General features: G+C 31.2%; 14 protein-coding genes and 1 pseudogene. All 15 read left to right on the forward strand.

What is annotated here, in order from left to right; translation table 11 throughout:
• Positions 1-85: 85 nt before the first annotated feature.
• Positions 86-298: a hypothetical protein gene (locus tag AA637_RS14910; protein ID WP_446684685.1), complete on the forward strand. Its 213-nt coding sequence runs from the start codon at positions 86-88 to the stop codon at positions 296-298.
• The gene (locus tag AA637_RS14915) at positions 295-594 is read left to right on the forward strand and encodes a nucleotidyltransferase family protein (protein WP_446684686.1); all 300 of its coding nucleotides are present in this window, start codon (positions 295-297) and stop codon (positions 592-594) included. Before AA637_RS14910 ends, AA637_RS14915 begins: the two co-directional genes overlap by 4 nt.
• Positions 591-932, forward strand: coding sequence for a HepT-like ribonuclease domain-containing protein (locus tag AA637_RS14920; protein WP_446684687.1), 342 nt, complete (start codon positions 591-593; stop codon positions 930-932). Before AA637_RS14915 ends, AA637_RS14920 begins: the two co-directional genes overlap by 4 nt.
• A 55-nt stretch (positions 933-987) precedes the next feature.
• A complete protein-coding gene (locus tag AA637_RS14925) occupies positions 988-1221 on the forward strand; it encodes a hypothetical protein (RefSeq protein WP_446684688.1) in 234 nt (77 codons plus the stop codon).
• A 3-nt stretch (positions 1222-1224) separates the two neighbouring features.
• A complete protein-coding gene (locus AA637_RS14930; protein ID WP_446684689.1) occupies positions 1225-2550 on the forward strand; it encodes a restriction endonuclease subunit S in 1326 nt (441 codons plus the stop codon).
• A 42-nt stretch (positions 2551-2592) separates the two neighbouring features.
• The gene (locus AA637_RS14935) at positions 2593-2826 is read left to right on the forward strand and encodes a hypothetical protein (protein ID WP_446684690.1); all 234 of its coding nucleotides are present in this window, start codon (positions 2593-2595) and stop codon (positions 2824-2826) included.
• 47 nt (positions 2827-2873) lie between these two features.
• Positions 2874-3155, forward strand: a complete 282-nt coding sequence (locus AA637_RS14940; RefSeq protein WP_446684691.1) for a type II toxin-antitoxin system RelE/ParE family toxin — start codon at positions 2874-2876, stop codon at positions 3153-3155.
• Between the two features lie 5 nt (positions 3156-3160).
• The gene (locus AA637_RS14945) at positions 3161-3460 is read left to right on the forward strand and encodes a HigA family addiction module antitoxin (RefSeq protein ID WP_446684692.1); all 300 of its coding nucleotides are present in this window, start codon (positions 3161-3163) and stop codon (positions 3458-3460) included.
• 16 nt (positions 3461-3476) lie between these two features.
• The gene (locus tag AA637_RS14950; protein WP_446684693.1) at positions 3477-3773 is read left to right on the forward strand and encodes a nucleotidyltransferase family protein; all 297 of its coding nucleotides are present in this window, start codon (positions 3477-3479) and stop codon (positions 3771-3773) included.
• A 114-nt stretch (positions 3774-3887) separates the two neighbouring features.
• On the forward strand, positions 3888-4211 hold the full coding sequence (locus tag AA637_RS14955; RefSeq protein WP_446684694.1) for a HepT-like ribonuclease domain-containing protein: 324 nt from the start codon (positions 3888-3890) through the stop codon (positions 4209-4211).
• 216 nt (positions 4212-4427) lie between these two features.
• On the forward strand, positions 4428-4751 hold the full coding sequence (locus tag AA637_RS14960; RefSeq protein ID WP_446684695.1) for a nucleotidyltransferase family protein: 324 nt from the start codon (positions 4428-4430) through the stop codon (positions 4749-4751).
• Positions 4741-5091, forward strand: a pseudogene (locus tag AA637_RS14965) (HepT-like ribonuclease domain-containing protein). The gene AA637_RS14960 and the pseudogene AA637_RS14965 overlap by 11 nt, the downstream one beginning before the upstream one ends.
• Positions 5092-5155: 64 nt before the next feature.
• Complete coding sequence (locus AA637_RS14970) at positions 5156-8335, forward strand: type I restriction endonuclease subunit R (protein WP_446684696.1); 3180 nt, start codon at positions 5156-5158, stop codon at positions 8333-8335.
• Between the two features lie 94 nt (positions 8336-8429).
• Complete coding sequence (locus AA637_RS14975) at positions 8430-13310, forward strand: AAA domain-containing protein (protein WP_446684697.1); 4881 nt, start codon at positions 8430-8432, stop codon at positions 13308-13310.
• A complete protein-coding gene (locus AA637_RS14980; protein WP_446684620.1) occupies positions 13294-15072 on the forward strand; it encodes a hypothetical protein in 1779 nt (592 codons plus the stop codon). The genes AA637_RS14975 and AA637_RS14980 overlap by 17 nt, the downstream gene beginning before the upstream one ends.
• Positions 15073-15185: the final 113 nt, after the last annotated feature.

Consider the following 15185-nt stretch of genomic DNA (forward strand, 5'->3'; position numbering starts at 1 on the left):
ACATAAGTAAGAGAGAAAATATATTCAGCTTGACTATGCTCGATGAACCGATGAGCTATTATCTTTATTAGGAGGTAAATGAGTTATGCAACAAATAACGATCGAGGTTGACGATAATATAAAAAAGGCTTTTCAATTAGCTTCCCCCCAACAGAAGCAAGAGTTAAGTTATCTGATTGGTGCTTATTTGGGTTCGTCTTGGGAAGAAAAAAACCTTATTGAAGTAATGGAGATTATTTCTGATAATGCTGAAAAACGGGGCTTAACTCCTGAAATATTACACAGTTTATTGTTATGAAAAAATTACGAGATATTTTATTATCTGAATGTCGGGAAGAAATTATAAAAATTGCTGATAAACATGGGGCTTATCATGTGAGAATTTTTGGTTCTGTGGCTAGGGGTGAAGAAAAAGAAAATAGCGATATTGATTTTTTAATTGATTATGATTTAAACAGAATTACTCCTTGGTTTCCTGTGGGTTTAATTAATGATTTAGAGAGTTATTTGGGCAAAAAAGTAGATGTGGTAACAGAAAAATCTTTACATTATTTTTTGCGCGATAAAATTTTAAAGGAAGCTGTTTTATTATGAAAACCAATCAAGTTTATTTAATTCATATTAGGGATTGTTTAGCCCGAATTGAAGATTATACTAAGGAGGGAAAAGAGTTTTTTTTTAAGGATTTGAAAACCCAAGATGCGGTTATTCGTAATTTGGAAGTTATGGCGGAGTCTATTAAAAAATTACCTGATGAATGGAAACAGGATTTTCAGGAAATATCTTGGGGAGAAATTACGGGTTTTAGAAATCGTTTAGCCCATGAATATTTAGGCATTGATATTGAAATTGTTTGGGAGGTTATTGAGGTTTTCTTACCGCCTTTAACTGAAGCTATTACAGCAATGACGCAAAAGTATTGGAATGTTTAATAAATGCTTAGGGAAATTAGACGGAAAATAATTTTACAATTAGGAGGTAATTTCCATGAATTTTGAACAGGAAGAAAAGCAATTAGTAAATAAGTTGGTTACTTATTCTTTGGAGTTGAATGGGCAGTTAATTTTAGTGGAAAATGTACCTGCCAAGGTGAATAAGGAAACGGGAGAACAGTTTTTTGTGCCTGACATAGTGGAACGTTTACAAGATATGATTTTAGGTGATGAAAAACCCTTAAATTTTATTCAAGTGCCTGTCTATCAATTTAATAATGTGGCTTAATCTATGATGCTTAGTTTACCTAAATACGACTGTTATAAAGATTCTGGGGTTGATTGGTTGGGAGAAATTCCAGTACATTGGGGGATAACAAGAATGGCTAATTTTGGCAGTTTTACCAAAGGAAAAGGTATTAGTAAAAATGATATTTCTGAACAAGGTTTACCAGCATTACTTTATGGAGATATATACACAAAATATAATATTAAAACAGATTATTTGATAACAACTGTCCCAAACAATATTACTAGTAATTCCGCTCAAATTTATTATAATGATATTCTGTTTACAGGTTCTGGAGAGACCCTTGAAGATATAGGAAAATGTATTGTTTATAAAGGGAATAGTGTCGGATATGCTGGAGGAGATGTAATAATTTTTAGACAAAATAAGTGTAATTCTCTTTATCTTTCTTATCTATTTAATTCCTCATTTTTTAATGAGCAAAAAGCAAAATTAGCTAAAGGACAAATCATTGTTCATATTTATTCTTCTAAGTTAAAAACAATTAAATTTTGTTTACCCCCATTAGAAGAACAAGAAAGGATAGTAAAATTTTTAGATAGAAAGTGTGAGCAGGTGGAGAGGGCGATCGCACTTAAACAAAGATTAATTGAACTGTTAGACGAACAAAGGGCGATCATTATTAACCAAGCAGTTACCAAAGGCTTAAACCCTAACGCACCCATGAAAGATAGTGGTATTGATTGGCTTGGCGATATTCCATCACATTGGGAAGTAACTAGAATGGCTAATTTTGGTAGTTTCAATAAAGGGAAAGGAATTAGTAAAAATGATATTTCTGAAAAAGGTTTACCAGCATTACTGTATGGAGATATATACACAAAATATAATATTAAAACAGATTATTTAATAACAACCGTCCCAAACAATATTGCTAGTAATTCCGCTCAAATTTATTATGATGATATTCTGTTTACAGGTTCTGGAGAAACCCTTGAAGATATTGGAAAATGTATTGTTTATAAAGGAAATGATATAGGATATGCTGGAGGAGATGTAATTATTTTTAGACAAAATAGATATAACTCTTTATATCTTTCTTATATATTTAATTCATTTTTATTTAAAGAGCAAAAAGCAAAATTAGCTAAAGGACAAATCATTGTTCACATTTACTCATCTAAACTTAAAAATATTAAATTTTGTATTCCTCCTATTGAAGAACTAGAAAAAATAGTTGAATATTTAGACCAAAAAACAGCAGAAATAGAAGAATTAAAAGAGAAAACTTTACAACAGATAGAGAAATTAAAAGAGTTCAAACAAATCTTAATCGCCGAAGCTGTGACAGGTAAAATTAAAGTATAAAATTAAAACTATAAATAATAATAAACCAGAAATAATCAAGCCATGAATATTGACATTTTTAAAGATAAAATAAGATATTTAACCAATGAAGAAGGAAAAAAAACCGATGTTTTAATACCCTTAGCTATATGGGAAAATATTTTACAAAACCTTCCCGTAGAAATAGAAGAAGAAAATGATCATAAAACTCAATTGATAGCCGATTTAAAACAAAGCCTCCTCCATGCTAGAGAAGGCAAAACCTACCCCTTAGAAAAACTTTGGAACGATAATTAAAAAAATGATATTATTAGGTATGTACCATGTACCAGTAACACTAATTAATGATAGAATCTTTTGCTTGTAAAGAAACCGAGAAAATTTGGCAAGGGAAACATTCCCGCAAATTACCCACAGAAATACAAGCAAGGGTATTAAGAAAACTGCGCCAGCTAGATGCTTCCTTAACCGTTAATGATCTTAAAATACCTCCGAGTAATCATCTTGAGCAACTATCAGGAGATAGACTAGGACAATATAGCATACCCATTAACCAACAGTGGCGATTATGTTTTCACTGGCAAAATGGTACAGCCTTTGATGTAGAAATAATCGATTATCACTAATAATTATGACCACAGAATTAATTAAAAATCCCCATGCAGGAGACATCCTCAAACACGAATTTTTAGAAGAATTAGCCATGAGTCAAAACGCCCTCGCCCGTGCCATTAATGTCCCTCCCAATCGCATTCATGCCATAGTAAAAGGAGAAAGAAGCATCACTGCTGATACGGATTTGCGTCTATGCCGTTTTTTTAGACTTTCCGAAGGCTACTTTTTAAGGCTACAAAATAGTTATCAAATCATGGAAGCAAAACGCAAATTAGGAGAACAATTAAACTTAATTACTCCCTTAACTATTAACTAATAATCATTAATAGACCATGAACAACCTAGAGAAAATCTTAGATACTAATATAAAACAAGAAATACTTAATATTTGTACTAAATATGGAGCATTTAACGTCAAAATTTTTGGATCTTATGCCAGAGGAGAAGCCACAGAAAACAGCGATTTAGACTTGTTAATGGATATTGAAAAAGGTAAAAGCCTTTTAAATAGAATTGCCTTAAAACAAGAATTAGAAGACCTTTTAGGAATAAAAGTAGATATAGCAAAACCCAATAACCTCCATGAAACCATCAAAAATCAAGTTTTGGCAGAAGCAATTTCATTATGAACAAAAACTTACTTTATAGCGTTTTTTATAATTATGAGATACATTTATTATTCTCAAGTCCCCCTTATTAAGGGGGATTTAGGGGGATCGTTTTGTACCCCGTAACCATGATAATTGCTATATCTTAATAATATAAAAGAATGTATAGAAAATATTGAAAACTATACAAATCAAGATAAACAAGCATTTTTAGACAATAAAATGATGCAAGATGCGGTTATTCGTAACTTAGAAATAATAGGAGAAGCAACCAAAAGATTATCTTCTGATTTGAGAATTAAATATAATCAAGTACCATGGCGACAAATGGCAGGATTAAGAGACGTTTTAATTCATGATTACCTAAGAGTAGATTTAGAAGAAATTTGGATTATCATAGAAAAAGACTTACCAGAATTAAAAGCACAAATTAATTATATTTTGTTACACAATTCTTAAAACAATATTCTCTTTATACCATTAATAAACATCGCCTTAAAAAAAATATTTTTAACTACTTTGTAGAGGGTAAATAATATTCAAAATATATCAGCTTTAGTCCTTAGGATGTATATTATTGAAGATTGATAATATGTAGATCTAAATCATGGAAACAAAACGTAAATTAGGATAATAATAAACTTGATTACCTCCTTAAATATTAACTAACAAAAGATGATAAATACCTTAACAGAAGAAAATCAGATACTAGATAAAAATAAAGTATTAGAAATAATTAAAGCACAAAAAAATCTATTTAATAAATATCACATAAAAACCCTAGCTTTATTCGGTTCAACCGCAAGAAATGAAGCAACAGAAAATAGCGATTTAGATTTTTTAGTGGAGTTTAATACAAGCCCTACATTTGATAATTATATGGACTTAAAATTTTATTTAGAAGAATTATTTAATAAATCAGTGGACTTAGTTATAAAAGAAGATTTAAAACCCATAATTAGAGAAAAAGTAATTAAGGAGGCGGTTTATGTCTCGTAGTCTTATCCTTTATTTAAGAGATATTATTACCAGTATTGATAAAATAAAAAAATATACATTCAATTTAACTTATGAGGAATTATTAGAAGACGAAAAAACCCTTGAATCTGTTGTATATAATTTAATGATTATAGGAGAAGCAACAAAGAAAATACCTCCAGAAATAAGAATAAAATATTCATATATCTAGTGGCAAAAAATAGCAGGATTAAGAGATTTTATTGCCCATGCTTATTTTTCCATTAATATCAACATTGTTTGGAATGTGATTCATACAAAACTAGATGATTTAAAATTATGTGTCCAAGAAATTATCAACAATCAAACATTAGATATTTAAACTACTCACCATTGAAAACAATTTTCTTGATATGATTAAATCATCCCTAAAATAATGTTAGCCCATGGTAAGCAAAACCAATGAAAAAGCCCTCGAAGACTTAATACAAGAGTGCCTTATCAATAAACAAAGCTATCACCTCGGAGAAAATAAAGACTTTAACCCCCAAATTGCCATTGACACCGCCAAATTATGGCAATTCCTAGAAACCACCCAACCAGAAGAATTAGACAAGCTCAAATATAACCCCGACTGGCAGAAACTAATATTAGATAGGATAGATCGGAAAATTAAGCAAAATAGCCTTCTACCTCTACTTAAGAAAGGTTTAGACATCGACTCAGCGCACCTTACCCTATTTTATAGCCAACCTTACAACAACCTGAACCCCCAAATCCAAGCCAACTTTAACCAAAATATCTTTTCCGTCACTCGTCAAGTTCACTTTTCCACCACCGATACCGCCCTATCCATCGACTTAGTAATATTTATCAACGGCTTACCCATTATCACCATTGAACTAAAAAACCCATGGACAAATCAAACCGTTTACGATGCTAAAAAACAATACTGCCAAAGAGATTACCAACAACCATTATTAAACTTCGGACGCTGTTTAGTACACTTTGCCGTTGACACCGATGAAGCGTGGATGACAACCCGACTCAATGGCAAAAGCACCTATTTTCTACCCTTCAATAAAGGAAACAACAACGGTAAAGGCAACCCCATCAACCCCCATGGGCATAAAACTAGCTACCTCTGGGAAGATATTTTAAGCCGAAGTAGTTTAGCCAATATCCTTGAACATTTTGTTTTATTAGAAGGTAAATCCAAAGATGCCCTTAAAGATAAAACCCTTATCTTCCCCCGTTACCACCAACGAGACGTAGTTAATAAAATCCTTCTTGATGCCCAAAACAATGGCACAGGCAAAACCTATCTAATTCAACATTCCGCAGGTTCAGGAAAATCCAACTCCATCACATGGTTAGCCTTCCAACTAATTCAACTTTATCCCCTAATCTTCTCTCAGGTTAATAACTTTTCAACTAACCAAAGTAATAACCAATCATCACAACCAGACTCCACAACCAACCAAGATAATAATCAATCATCAACAGCTGGTAATTTTAACAACCAAGACGATAACCAATCAACAGCCAATAACTCCACTAACTCAGATAAAAACTATACCTCACCACATCAACAAATTCTATCAGATGAACCCCTATTTAACTCAGTCATCATAGTAACCGATAGAACTAATTTAGATAGACAACTACGGGATAACATCAAAGACTTTTCCGAAGTTAAAAACATTATCGCCCATGCCAATCGCTCCGAAGATCTTAAAAATGCCCTTGAAACAGGCAAAAAAATCATCATCACCACCATCCAAAAATTTAGATTTATCGTAGAAGGCATTGAAGGATTAAACCATAAACGCTTCGCCGTCATCATTGATGAAGCCCACTCCAGCCAGAGTGGTACTTCTGCGGATACCCTGAACATGACAATCAATAAGACTGATGATAATGAAGATGATAACCCCACCGATAATCAAGATCAAATCTTGGAGGTGATGAAAAACCGTAAGTTAAGTAAAAATGCCTCTTACTTTGCCTTCACCGCCACCCCCAAAAATAGCACCCTAGAAAAGTTTGGTATCAAACAAAATGATGGTAGCTTTCTCCCCTTTCACCTCTATTCTATGAAACAAGCCATCGAAGAAGGATTTATCCTCGATGTGTTGGCAAACTATACCACCTATAAAAGTTACTATGAGATTCAAAAATCCATCGGTGATAACCCTGAATTTGACACCAGTAAAGCCCAGAAAAAGATAAAAGCCTTTGTGGAAGGGCATCGCAAAACCATTGCCACCAAAGCCGAAATCATGGTTAATCACTACCTTGAAAACGTAGTTAAACCCAAGAAGATGAAGGGAGAAGCCAGAGGCATGGTAGTAACCAAGAATATTACCACCGCCATTACCTATTACCAAGAAATACAAAGGCTACTCAAGGAGAATAACGCCGATTTTCAAGCTATTATCGCCTTCTCGGGCAAAAAGAAAGTAAATGGTATTGAACACACGGAGGAGAGCTTAAATGGCTTCCCTAGTAAGGATATAGAAGCCAAATTACGCACCGATGATTACCGCTTGTTGGTGGTAGCTAATAAGTTTTTAACGGGCTTTGATGAACCTTTGTTACACACCATGTACATTGATAAAAAATTAACGGGAGTGTTGGCAGTACAAGCCCTATCCCGTTTAAATCGTTGTAATAATAAGATGGGTAAAAATGATACTTTTATCCTTGATTTTGTCAATAGCACCACGGAGATAAAACAAGCCTTTGACCCCTTTTATACTGCCACTAGCCTAACCGAAGCTACTGATATAAATGTACTCCATGATTTAAAGGAAAGTTTGGATGGGCTAGGAGTATATGAAATGTATGAGGTAAATGAATTTAATCAGCTATTTTTTAAGGGAGTAGAAGCGGAACAACTTAGCCCCATTATTGATACCGCCTCCCAAAGATTTAATATTGATTTACAGCTAGGTGATGAGGATAAAATTGACTTTAAAATTAAGGCGAAACAGTTTGTGAAGGTATATGCCCAATTGGCTTGTTTAATTCCTTTTAATAATTTGGATTGGGAGAAGTTACATTGGTTTTTAAAGTTTCTCATTCCTAAGTTGGTGGTTAAAAATCCTCAACAGGATTTACAAGATGAGTTACTTAATAGTATTGATTTGAGTACCTATGGCATTGAAAGAGTTAGTCTTAACAGCCAGATTATTCTTAGAGATGACACCAGCGAGTTAAAACCCCAAAACCCTAACCCAAGGGGATACCACGGGGAGGAAAAGGAGTATAACACCCTTGATGAGATTATCAGTAGTTTTAACCAAGCCTATTTTGGACAATGGGAAGCTACTCCCGAAGAGCAAAGGATTAAGTTAGTTAATATCGCTCAAAATGTGGCTCGTAATCCCGATTATCAAACTCAAGTGGTTAATAACCCAGATGCTCAAAATAGTCGCTTGGCGATCGCTCATCTAATCAAACAAGCCGTAAACCAAGAAAGACGGAAAGAGTTAAGTTTGTATAAAAATTACTCCCAAGATCCTGATTTTCAAAAAGCCTTTGAGAATAGTATCATGCGCATCCTAGAAGCTACTTTGACCGATTCTAATATGAACCTTGATAATATGAAGTTTGGCTCTTAATTAGTTACTCGTAACAAATAAGTAATATAACTCAATAATATTTGGACTTTCACTCTAATATAAAACATATATACGAAGCGAAAATAAATCGATAATGGCTATCTTTTCAGAAAATGATGTTAACCCCAATACTTTAAAAGACTTAATTGAGACAGTTTTTCGAGATGGAGACGAAATTTATTTAGCACCTGGTGAATACAAAGGACCATATATTATTGATAAAGAAATTACCATTCGAGGTTTAGGAGAAAATACAGAGTTTTTTGCAGAAAATGAACCAGTATTTACTATACTGGCCAAAAATGTAAGGCTTGAAAATTTGGTTATTAATCGAACAGTAGGAGGAGAAACAGGGGCAGTTGCTATTCAAGCAGAACAAAATATTAAACCAGTTCTTAAAGACGTAAAACTAAATGGAAAAGCTGAAAACGTCAAGTGGGAAAATGCTCGTTGGAATATACCATCTCAATTTGATTTTGGGGAAATGCAAAGTAACTGGCAAATTTCCAAATCTTTTTCTTTAGAGGTGGCAGAACCTTGTCAAATAACTTGTAAAGTAAGTTGGCTTCAGATTAAGCCTTCTCATGTCTCACCTGGTCCACAAGAAATAAAAATTGAAGTTAATACAGAAAACACTATACCAGGCACAGTTCTTTCAACACCTATAGAATTAAGATCTGATAACGAAAAACGAGAAATTTTTTTAATTGTAAAAATAAGTCATTCACCAGTAGATAATTTAATTATTACTGATAAAAGAATTGAAACTCATCTTCCTTTAAATAGAATTGAAAGTCAAGATTGGGGATATAAACTAAAGGGAAAAGCAATTGACCAGTTAATATCAATAATAGAAGGAAGGGATACTTTAAGCTTAGACCTAGATTTTCAAGAACGTCGTAATCAAGCAGAAAATATACTATTTGAAACATTTGCTCAACAATATTCCCTATTTTATATTCGTCGTTTAAAATCTGGACAAAATCAAGGAGAAGAAATATGGGACTTAACATTAGCAACAGATAGAACTGATATAGAATTACCCATTTTTTTTCGAGAGCACAATCAAACTTTAGGTATTAGGGCTGTTGTTTTTAAAGATAATAATAACTTTTTAGAAATACTATCGTTTATTTTATTGCCTAAATATCGTGGTCAGTTGGATGGTTTTGCCACTCCTTTTTGTTTAAGATTTTTATCTACTTATCGTCACCGCATAGGAATTCCTCAATCAGCTGTAACTAAAATACAAAGTATTCCAATTATTGAAGAAAAACTTCCTACAGATACCCAGATCAATACTTGGAAAAAATATCTTGAATTAGAAGAAAATATTGCTCAAAATGGTCAATTTTGTATTCGATATATAAATCATAATTATGGTCAAGCGACTAGAAATATTACCTTTCATGTTGATATTAATGATGCAACTATAGATAGTTCTCGTAAAACTTATTTAGAAGAAGAAGAGCTTTGGATACGTATTAAAAATGCACGAAATCAAAGAATTGCAATTATTGAAGATATATCATCTCAAAATAACAATACAATAGAAGTTGGTGTACTTGAGAACTTTAATCATAAAGATAAAAACATTAAAATTAAGCTTGAGAATGAATTTAGTGAAAAACTATCAGAAGGATATTATCAGTTACCAAAAGTCGGTTTTCTATATTTTGAAGCAGTAGGTGATATTGTTCAAATTCAACGAAAACAGAGAGCTTTAGAACAATTACAAAGGGGCAATTGTCAAAATCCTTTTTTAAGTGATTTTCTTTTTGATGCTTCTCAAGCAAGAGAACCAGAAGCAATTATTGAATTATCTCAAGAAGAACTATTATTAAAGAACTCTAACCCAGCTCAAAAAAAAGCTGTAGAAATAGCTTTAGCAACACCAGATTTAGCCTTAATTCAGGGTCCGCCAGGAACTGGTAAAACTACTGTTATAGCTGAAATTTGCTATCAGGTTGCACGGCGAGGTGGAAAGACATTAATTTCATCTCAAGCAAATTTAGCCGTAGATAACGCTTTAAGTCGTTTAAAACATAATCCAATTATTAGAGCTGTACGAAAAGGTAATCCTCACTCAGTAGGTGTTGAAGGACAACCTTTTTTGGAAGATAAAGTGATTAATAGATGGTTGGAGAATACTGCTAATGACTGTGAAAAAAATCTTAAACAAAAACAGCTTAATATTAGTATTTTTAGGGAATTGTTGAATTCTTCAGAACGATTCACTAATTACCGAAAATTGGAGAACAATTTTAGTTCTGAGCAGAAACAATTATTTTCAGATAAACAAAAATATGACAAATATCAAAGTAATTTGTTGCAAGAACATGAAAAATTAAAACAATTAATTAATCATTTACAAAGTTTAGAGCAAAAAATAAGTAATCTGTTAACTGAACAAAATAACATTGATTGGCAAGAGCAAGATACCATCAACTTATTGATAGATATAGAAGAATATTTAGATAGAAAAGAAATAGCTCAACTACAAGTACATATATCCAGAGCTATTGATTTACTAGAAGAAATGAAAATTTTTCATTTTCCAGTAAATTCTTTATTAATAACGGCTGGATATTTAAAACAAAATTTACCTAATTATTTCAGTAATATGGTCAATATTTTCACTAAAATGAAGGTAATAATTGATAACTGTTTAGTGGAAGTAGAAAATGCTAAAAATGTAGATTATTTTGAATTATACAATTTGATAAAAACACATCTAGAAAACAGACAAGCTGTCGAGCAATTCAATTTAATTGCTCCAGTAGAACTATTAAATGTTGCTCCGACGATCGAAAAAATATTATGGCATAATATTTTAAAAGAATCAGAAGTACAAACTAAGAAAGTATTGCCCCATTATATTAATTGGGACAGAACACAGACTTTGAATAATGAAATACAAAAAAACTTAATATTATCAGAAAAAAATATTACTCCAATTGATAATAAAATTTTTAATTTAATTCATCAAGAAGTTTTACCTTCTCTTGAACAACAAATTATCTTAGATAAATTAGATCCTTTGGCTCTGCTGGAACATTTTGAGCAATTAAGTAAAAATAGTTATAAAAACATCAAAGACAAACTTAATCTTTTTAAGAAGATCCAAGAAATAGTTAAAGCCGTTTGTGTTAAATTTAACTTATCTAATCCAAGTCAACGTTCTATTTCAATAGCGACACTTAAGATAATTCAACAAAAATTAGATAGTTTAGTCGAAGAATTGCGTCCTCAAGAAATTAAAAAAAGTGGTGAGATGATTAAAAATGAAGCTACTAAAACCTCCATTAGCACAGCGAATAAATGGCTAAAGAGACTTACACAGGAAATTGATTTTTGGCTCTTAAAATTAGCAATATCTTCAAGTAAAAATAATAGTAATTTTCTTCAAAACATACAATTACTCTTCCAAGAAGTGAACCAATCTTATCAAATACCTGAAACATTAAAATCTATAGCAAGGGACTATCAAATTAATCCTATAAAAACTATAAATAATGCTCAAAAAGTACTCGAGGAATTTAGGTATTGGGGAGATCGCACTGCTAAGCTAAAAGAATTAATTTCCCTTGTTCACCCTATATATATTTTAGAAAATGCTCATGCACAAATTAAACAAGAATTACATCAGCATCAAATAAAAGAAAATAATATACTACAACAAAAATCTATCATTAAAGCAAATATCAATAATATTGAGATACAGTTAAAGGAACAACAAGAAACTCTGGCTAATGAAAGAAATTGGTGGTTACAAACATGGGAAGCTATTCCAGAGCGTTTAAAATCAGAAATTCCACAAGCCCAATTATTTGGTACTTCTTTTTTACAAGAAATACAAATTCAATTTGTTAGTTGGAGAAAAGAATTGATAAGAGAGCAAGACTATCTTAATCGTTATGAGAATCTGGTTCAAGATTGGATTAATAAATTAAGACAACCAACAGAACAAGACCGCCGTGAGCTACAACAAATATATTTAGATAATGCAAATGTTGTAGGCATTACTTGTGTTCAAGCAGCAAAAAGCAGTTTTTCTAAAGAATTTCAATATTTTGACGTAGTTATCATTGATGAAGTCAGTAAATGTACCCCTCCTGAATTATTGATACCCGCATTAAAAGCTAGAAAATTGATTTTAGTTGGAGATCATCGCCAGTTACCTCCAATGTTAGATAACGCGACTTTAGAAGAAATAGCTGAACAACTAGGAAGTACAAAAGAGGAGATTAATTTTTTAGAAGAGTCTTTGTTTAAATTACAGTTTGAACAAGCTTCTTCTAATATTAAGAATATGTTAAAAACACAATACCGAATGCATCCTCAAATTATGGGAGCAATCAATCAATTTTATGATGGTAAACTAGATTGTGGAATTTTTAATCCTGACTTAGAAAAAGCACATAATCTCAGTGGAGATATAATTAAAGACCAAAATCATATTATTTGGGTTCAAACACCACAGTTTTCTGAGTTTTTTGAAGAAAAAATGGGAAATTCTTTTATTAATAAAAAAGAAGTAAAAGTTATTCAGAAAATATGTGAAATGCTTGAGACAAGTTGGGTAGAAATGTTCAGTTTAAAAAAACTTAAAAAAGAAGTTGGGATAATTACTTTTTATGGTTCACAATTAAAATTAATAGATAATGAAATAGATCCTCGACAATATCCTTCTTTAGAAATTAGAACTGGTACAGTTGACCGTTTTCAAGGAATGGAAAAAGAAATTATAATTGTTAGTCTTGTGAGAAATAATAACAAAAATAACATTGGTTTTGCGAAAAAGCCAGAGCGTATTAATGTTGCTTTCTCTCGCTCTCAGCAATTATTAATTATTGTGGGCTGTTATTCTCTATTTACTCAACAAAGAGGTAAGGTTGGTCAAATTTATTCCAATATTTCTGAAGTTATTCGCTTACATGGAGGATTAATAAATGTTTTTGACATCCTTAGATAAATCAACAAATTCAACCTTACAAAAAATTATTGATGAAATTGAAGAAAAAAGTCCAGGTTTGTCAGTAGTTGCCGCAAGTCCATGCTGCTATAGCTTTACTCAAACTTTAGCTACAGTTAAAATCAGTGAATCTCGTCGATTAACTGTGCTAGAAGAAATTATATTACGAGCAGGATTAGAACTAAATCCAACACCAACAGAAGCCGAATTAGGAAAAGTTTTGGGCTTAGATAATCTATTCATTAACAGCGTGACCGCTAAATTGAAAAATTTAGAGATGTTGGAAAATACAGAAGATCTAACCATAAAATTAACAACGATAGGAAAACAATTTTATCAAAAAGGTTACATACCACAAAAAGCAAAAACTGAAGAAATTTATAGTATTTTTAATCCTTTAACCGGAAATATTACTTTTAGTATCTCCCCTTACGAAAAAAAGAAAACAGAAGACATAAACAACTTATTTGAATTTATTATTGCTGAGCCTAAAACTATAGATTTATCTGCATTATCTTTAATTGATATTCAAGATTTGACAAGAGAATCTGGATTAACATTACATATTCCTGAAAATGATAAATTTATTAGTTCTTTTACGTTTGACACAGATTCAGAAATAATAAATGATGTTATTTATGTTTTGTTTATTTATGATATTATTGAGAATAATTATAGTTTTATAGTCAAAAATAACACAAAATTATTAACTAATTTTTCTAACTTATTAACAAGTTTATACTTGGATGATAAAATAGACATCGAAAAACTATTTAAACTTTCATCTAAAGAATTAGACAGTAAAAAACGTAATATCATAGAACAAAAAAATCAAGAAGTTGAAGAAAGGTTAAATCAAATTAGAAATCAAGTAGTTGCATTTGCTAAAAATAGTCGTGAAAATCCTAGTGTTAAAGAAAAAGTATCTTTAAAAAATCCTTATAATATTGTCTTGCTAAGAGATAGATTTATCCGTCAAGTTTTTCTTGATACCTTAAAATCAGCTCAAAATTATGTCATAATTTATTCGCCATGGATTAGCGAAAAAGTTATAGATAATGAGTTTATTCAAATTCTAAAAAATCTTGTTAAAAAAGATGTTTCTATCCTAATTGGACATGGAATTTCTCGCTATGAAAATCAAGAAAATAGAGAAATATCACCCAATTTAATAGCCGAATTACAAAGTATTAAAACACCAGAAGGGTTGCCAGGAATTCAATTAGTTTGGTTAGGTAATTCTCATGCAAAAGAAGTAATTGTTGATGGAAAAATTCACTTATGTGGCTCTCATAATTGGTTATCCTATCGAGGTGATAAATTCCCCAGAGGTGAAACAGTTTATAAAGTTACTATTCCAGATCAAGTTAAACAAGCGTATAATTACTATGCAGAGAAATTCACTAATCATACAAACGAAAAATGGAAATATGCTATAGAAAAAAAAGACTTGGCTTTAGCGGTAGATATTCTTTGCATTTGGGATACATTACATATTGAAGAAAATATAATTATTGAGAAAATAGCACAAGCTAATTATGTAGCATTAATTCCATATTGGCTTAAATTAATCCGTAAGAAGCTAAGATTAAAAAGTATTAGACTAGAATCATTATGTCTAAATAACACTTTTTTATTAATAAGTAGTTTTGGAGAGGTTAATAAAAATCATAATTTAGTGAAAGAAGAATATTCTCTTTTATTAAATAGTATTCCGAGTCATAAAAGAAAAGAATTGATTATTAAACTAGCTGAAAATTAGAATTAATTTTAAAATTATGAGTCGTTTAACTTTAAGCTGTTAAATTCATAATAGTCATATTGTTAATTCTTTATCAGAAAAAGGAAATGCAACAACAAAAAACTCTGCTAAAT

Source organism: Cyanobacterium sp. HL-69, from assembly GCA_002813895.1.
GTDB lineage: Bacteria > Cyanobacteriota > Cyanobacteriia > Cyanobacteriales > Cyanobacteriaceae > Cyanobacterium.

Bases quoted from the DNA above. Each gene is read 5' to 3' on its own strand.
- AA637_RS14910 (WP_446684685.1), top strand. From the start codon at position 86: ATGCAACAAATAACGATCGAGGTTGACGATAATATAAAAAAGGCTTTT.
- AA637_RS14915 (WP_446684686.1), top strand. From the start codon at position 295: ATGAAAAAATTACGAGATATTTTATTATCTGAATGTCGGGAAGAAATT.
- AA637_RS14920 (WP_446684687.1), top strand. From the start codon at position 591: ATGAAAACCAATCAAGTTTATTTAATTCATATTAGGGATTGTTTAGCC.
- AA637_RS14925 (WP_446684688.1), top strand. From the start codon at position 988: ATGAATTTTGAACAGGAAGAAAAGCAATTAGTAAATAAGTTGGTTACT.
- AA637_RS14930 (WP_446684689.1), top strand. From the start codon at position 1,225: ATGATGCTTAGTTTACCTAAATACGACTGTTATAAAGATTCTGGGGTT.
- AA637_RS14935 (WP_446684690.1), top strand. From the start codon at position 2,593: ATGAATATTGACATTTTTAAAGATAAAATAAGATATTTAACCAATGAA.
- AA637_RS14940 (WP_446684691.1), top strand. From the start codon at position 2,874: ATGATAGAATCTTTTGCTTGTAAAGAAACCGAGAAAATTTGGCAAGGG.
- AA637_RS14945 (WP_446684692.1), top strand. From the start codon at position 3,161: ATGACCACAGAATTAATTAAAAATCCCCATGCAGGAGACATCCTCAAA.
- AA637_RS14950 (WP_446684693.1), top strand. From the start codon at position 3,477: ATGAACAACCTAGAGAAAATCTTAGATACTAATATAAAACAAGAAATA.
- AA637_RS14960 (WP_446684695.1), top strand. From the start codon at position 4,428: ATGATAAATACCTTAACAGAAGAAAATCAGATACTAGATAAAAATAAA.
- AA637_RS14970 (WP_446684696.1), top strand. From the start codon at position 5,156: ATGGTAAGCAAAACCAATGAAAAAGCCCTCGAAGACTTAATACAAGAG.
- AA637_RS14975 (WP_446684697.1), top strand. From the start codon at position 8,430: ATGGCTATCTTTTCAGAAAATGATGTTAACCCCAATACTTTAAAAGAC.